2 protein-coding genes are annotated in these 4,442 nt (G+C 28.4%); both read left to right on the top strand.

The genetic code is table 11. From position 1 onward, the window contains the following. Nucleotides 1–129: 129 nt before the first annotated feature. Entirely contained in the window at nt 130–831 is a 702-nt protein-coding gene (locus NSA58_RS16615) for an ABC transporter ATP-binding protein (protein ID WP_039680713.1), read from the top strand. 10 nt (nt 832–841) lie between these two features. Further along, nucleotides 842–4,249 carry an FtsX-like permease family protein gene (locus NSA58_RS16610; protein WP_257560710.1) on the top strand — a complete coding sequence of 1,136 codons (3,408 nt, stop codon included), beginning with the start codon at nt 842–844 and terminating at the stop codon, nt 4,247–4,249. Nucleotides 4,250–4,442: the final 193 nt, after the last annotated feature.

Genomic DNA, 4,442 nt, shown 5'->3' with positions numbered 1-4,442 from the left:
CTAAACTAAAAATATGTGATTATTGTAACTAGTTTATATATTATTTATACTTATTGTATTATAGCATTAACCAAACATAGTGTCTATTTAATAACAGTGAGTAATAAAAGCAAAAGATTGGGGGAAGAAATGTCATATATACAAATAATAGACGAATATAAAAGATACAAAATCGGAGAAAACACTGTTGTTGCCAACAATGGTATTAATTTTTCCATAGAAAAGGGCGAGTTTGTTATTATTCTAGGCCCAAGTGGCGCTGGAAAAACAACTGTGCTGAATATTCTTGGAGGAATGGATACTTGTGATGAAGGTAATGTAATTATTGATGATGTGGATATTTCAAAGTTTAATAATAAAGAGCTCATAAATTACAGAAGATATGATGTGGGATTTGTATTTCAATTTTATAATTTAGTACAAAATTTAACGGCAAGAGAAAACGTGGAGTTGGCAACACAAATTTGTAAAAATGCTTTGGATGTGGATAAAACTTTGGAGTTAGTTGGTCTTGGTCATAGGAAAGATAACTTCCCAAGTCAATTATCAGGCGGAGAGCAACAAAGGGTATCCATAGCAAGAGCCATAGCTAAAAATCCAAAATTACTTCTGTGTGATGAGCCAACAGGAGCTCTTGACTACAAAACAGGAAAACAGATTTTAAAAACATTACAAGATACATGTAAAAATACGGGTACAACGGTAGTAGTTATAACTCATAACTCAGCACTTGCACCAATTGCCAATAGAGTTATAAATATTAAAGATGCAAAAGTTCAAAGTGTCCAAATAAATGAGAGACCTGTTTCTGTTGAATCTATTGAATGGTAGAGGATAATATATGAAAAATAGAGCATATAAAAAATCAATAAAAAGAGAAATATTATCTTCAAAAGCTAGATTTACTTCCATAATGGCAATAATCTTCTTGGGAGTTGCTTTTTATTCTGGGATTAAATCCTGTGGACCAGATTTAAAGAATTCCATAAATGAATTTTTTGCTAAACAAAATTTAATGGATAGTAAGATAGTATCTAGTATAGGACTTAATGAAAATGATTTAAAGTTACTTGAAAATAATGATAAAATTCTTGATTATTATGCAACACATAGTGTTGATGTTAACTTAACTAATACAAATAATGTTGTTAAGTTTATGGAGTATGACACAAGTAGCTCTGACAAGATGAACAAAGCTGTTGTAACAGAAGGTAGATTACCAAGAAGTAGTGGTGAAATTGCTTTAGATGTAAATGCACTGAAGGTAGATAAAAATCTAAAGATAGGTGATAATTATGTTATAGAATCTGATGAAGATAGTGAAAGTTATTTTAAAAAGAAGACTTTTAAGATTGTTGGATTTGTTCAAAGTCCAATCTACATAGACAATACGTCTAGAGGAAGTACTACTGTTGGAAAAGGAAGTATAGACTATTTTGCATTGATAAATAGCAAAGATATGTCTATGGATGTATACAGTGAGATTTATGTAAGATTTAAAAATACTAAAAGCTTTGGTGCATATAGTGATGAATATAAAGATAAGATGGAAGAAAATAATAAATATCTTGAAAACTTATATTCACATAGAAATATAGAAAGAATACAGGAAATTAAATCAGATGCACAAAAAGAATTTGATAAAGCTTATAAAAAAATAGAAAAAAATGAAAAGAAGCTTGAAGATGCTCAGACTGAAATAGACAATGGTAAAATGCAATTTTTAGATGGTAAGAAAGAATATGAGCAGACTTTATCAAAGTTTAAACAAGAAATAAAAGATAATGAAAAATTACTAATTGACAATGAAATAAAGTTAAACCAGGGTCAAATAGAAATTGATAAGCAAAAAGAAACATTATTACAAGGTGAAAAACAACTTGAAAGTGCTAAAGTGGAACTGGATAATTCCAAGGAGGTTTTTATAAATCAAGGAATTGATCCAACAAAAGATACAAAGAAATATGAAAATCAAATAAAAAATCTAAATAATTTGATTTCAACATATGATGAACTATCTAAGGATATAAAAGAAAGTGCAAATAATTTAAATGAAAACAATCAAATTCCAATTGAAAAAATTAAGTATTGGAAAGCTATAATTTCAAATCCAAACTTGGGATTAAACGAATTAAGTGATTTAGTTAATATATTAGAAAAGGATCAATCAAATATTGAAATAGCTCTTAACCTTGCACAAAATATAGATAGAGTTAGGGATAGTGTAAGTAATACTAAATCAAATTTAGAAACCTTGGTAAGTGGAATAATTAAGTACCAACAAGGTGTGAAAACTTATGAAAAACAAAGTAACAATTTAAGAGAAGGAAAAACTAAGATAAAAGAAGCTCAAGAGGAACTAGATAAAGGTAAAAAAGAAATAGAACAAGGTAAAAAGGATCTTGAAAAATGGAAAATACAAGGTCAAATAGAACTTGAAAAGGCTAAGAAAGAAATTGAGGACTCTGAGAAAAAACTTCTTTATGGAGAGAAAGAAATTAAGGAAAATAAAGAGAAACTTCTAGATGCTAAAAAAGAAATAGATGAAGAAAAAGAAAAATTAGATGAACTAGATGATAGTAAATATTATTTCTTTGATAGAGGAGATAATCCAGGATATTCAACTTACAAAGGTTCAATTGATAGTTTAGATAAAATAGCATCTGTGTTTCCTGTATTTTTCTTCTTAGTTGCAGCACTAATATGCTTAACTACCATGACAAGAATGGTGGAAGAAAATAGAATAGAAATAGGAACACTAAAGGCGCTAGGTTATAGAGACTTAGAAATAGCTAGAAAATATATAGTTTATGCTTCTATTGCCAGTTTTGCAGGTGCTATAACTGGTATATTGGTTGGAAGTAGCATACTGCCATATATAGTTAATATAGCTTATTCGTCTAATTTTACTTTGCCAAAAGTTATAATAAGCTTCTATCCATCATATATAATTCAGTCTTTAGTAGCATCGTTACTTTGCACAGTTGGAGCTGCACTTGTTGTACTAAAAGAAGAATTAAGAGAAAATCCTTCTAATTTAATGAGAGTAAAAGCACCAAAGCTTGGTAAAAAAATATTATTAGAGCGAATTAGACCTATATGGAGAAGACTTAACTTTAACCAAAAAGTAACTTTTAGAAATCTTTTTAGATATAAACAAAGAATGTTGATGACTATATTTGGTATATCAGGATGTATGGCAATGCTTGTAGCAGGAATATCTCTTGAAAAATCAAACTCATCACTATCTAGCTTACAATTTGGAAAAATAATAAAATATGATGCAATGGTTGTATTTGAAGATAATAGTACTGCAAGTGAAGACGAAGAATATGAAAAATATTTAAAAAGCTTAGATAATTATGAAGATGGCTTAAATGTTTATCAAGAATCAGTTACTTTTAGTAAAGAAAATATGAGTAAGCAAAGTGCTATGATGTATGTGCCAGAAAATATATATAAGCTAAATGACTTTATTTTACTTAATGATAGAGCAAGTGGTGTAACATACAAATTAAGTGATGATGGAGTTATGATAAATGAAAAGCTGGCAAAACTTTTAAAAGTTTCTGCGGGAGGTTATATAACCTTAACTGATGCAGATAATAATAATCATAAAGTAAAGGTAGACAATATAGTAGAAAACTACACAGGTCATTATATTTATTTATCACCAACATATTATAAAAAGATATTTAAAGATGATGTTAAATATAATATTCAATTATTAAACTTCACTTCTAAAATTAAAGATGAAGATAAATTATCATCAGCACTTATGGATAATGATAAGGTTATAAACGTAACACTTACTTCTAAAATGAAAAGCATGAGTGAAGCAGCTGACATAGGACTTGTTATGATAGTAATAATTGTTGCATCAGGTAGTTTAGCATTTGTTGTATTATACAACCTAATAAATATAAATGTATCAGAACGTATTAGAGAAATATCTACTATAAAGGTACTAGGATTCTATGATAATGAAGTGGATATGTATATATTTAGAGAAAATATAATACTTACATTTATGGGTATACTTGCAGGGTCTGTTTTAGGAAAAATTTTATATGTATTTTTAATAAGCACAGCAGAAATGGACAATATGATGATGGTACCAACAGTTGATATGAGTAGCTATATTATATCCGGTATAATCACAATGATTTTTGCAATACTTGTTATGATAATGATGCACAACAAATTAAAAAACATAAATATGATAGATGCACTTAAATCTGTAGAATAAATTAATTATGAAATGTAGTTACTAAGTATATGAAATTAGTAACTACATTTTTTAGATTAAAGTAATTTCCCAACTTGTTACTTGGCAACGGGCGAAGCCGTTGGCGATATGAAGTGGAGCGACCACTCCGTGGCTTAAGCGAAGCGAATTTTTTATTTGATTATCTTCTAAAAAGAATAAGTCTAATTAATAT

The sequence above is a fragment of the Terrisporobacter muris genome (assembly GCF_024621905.1).
Classification (GTDB): domain Bacteria; phylum Bacillota; class Clostridia; order Peptostreptococcales; family Peptostreptococcaceae; genus Terrisporobacter; species Terrisporobacter muris.
This window is presented reverse-complemented; position numbering and strand designations above follow the sequence as displayed.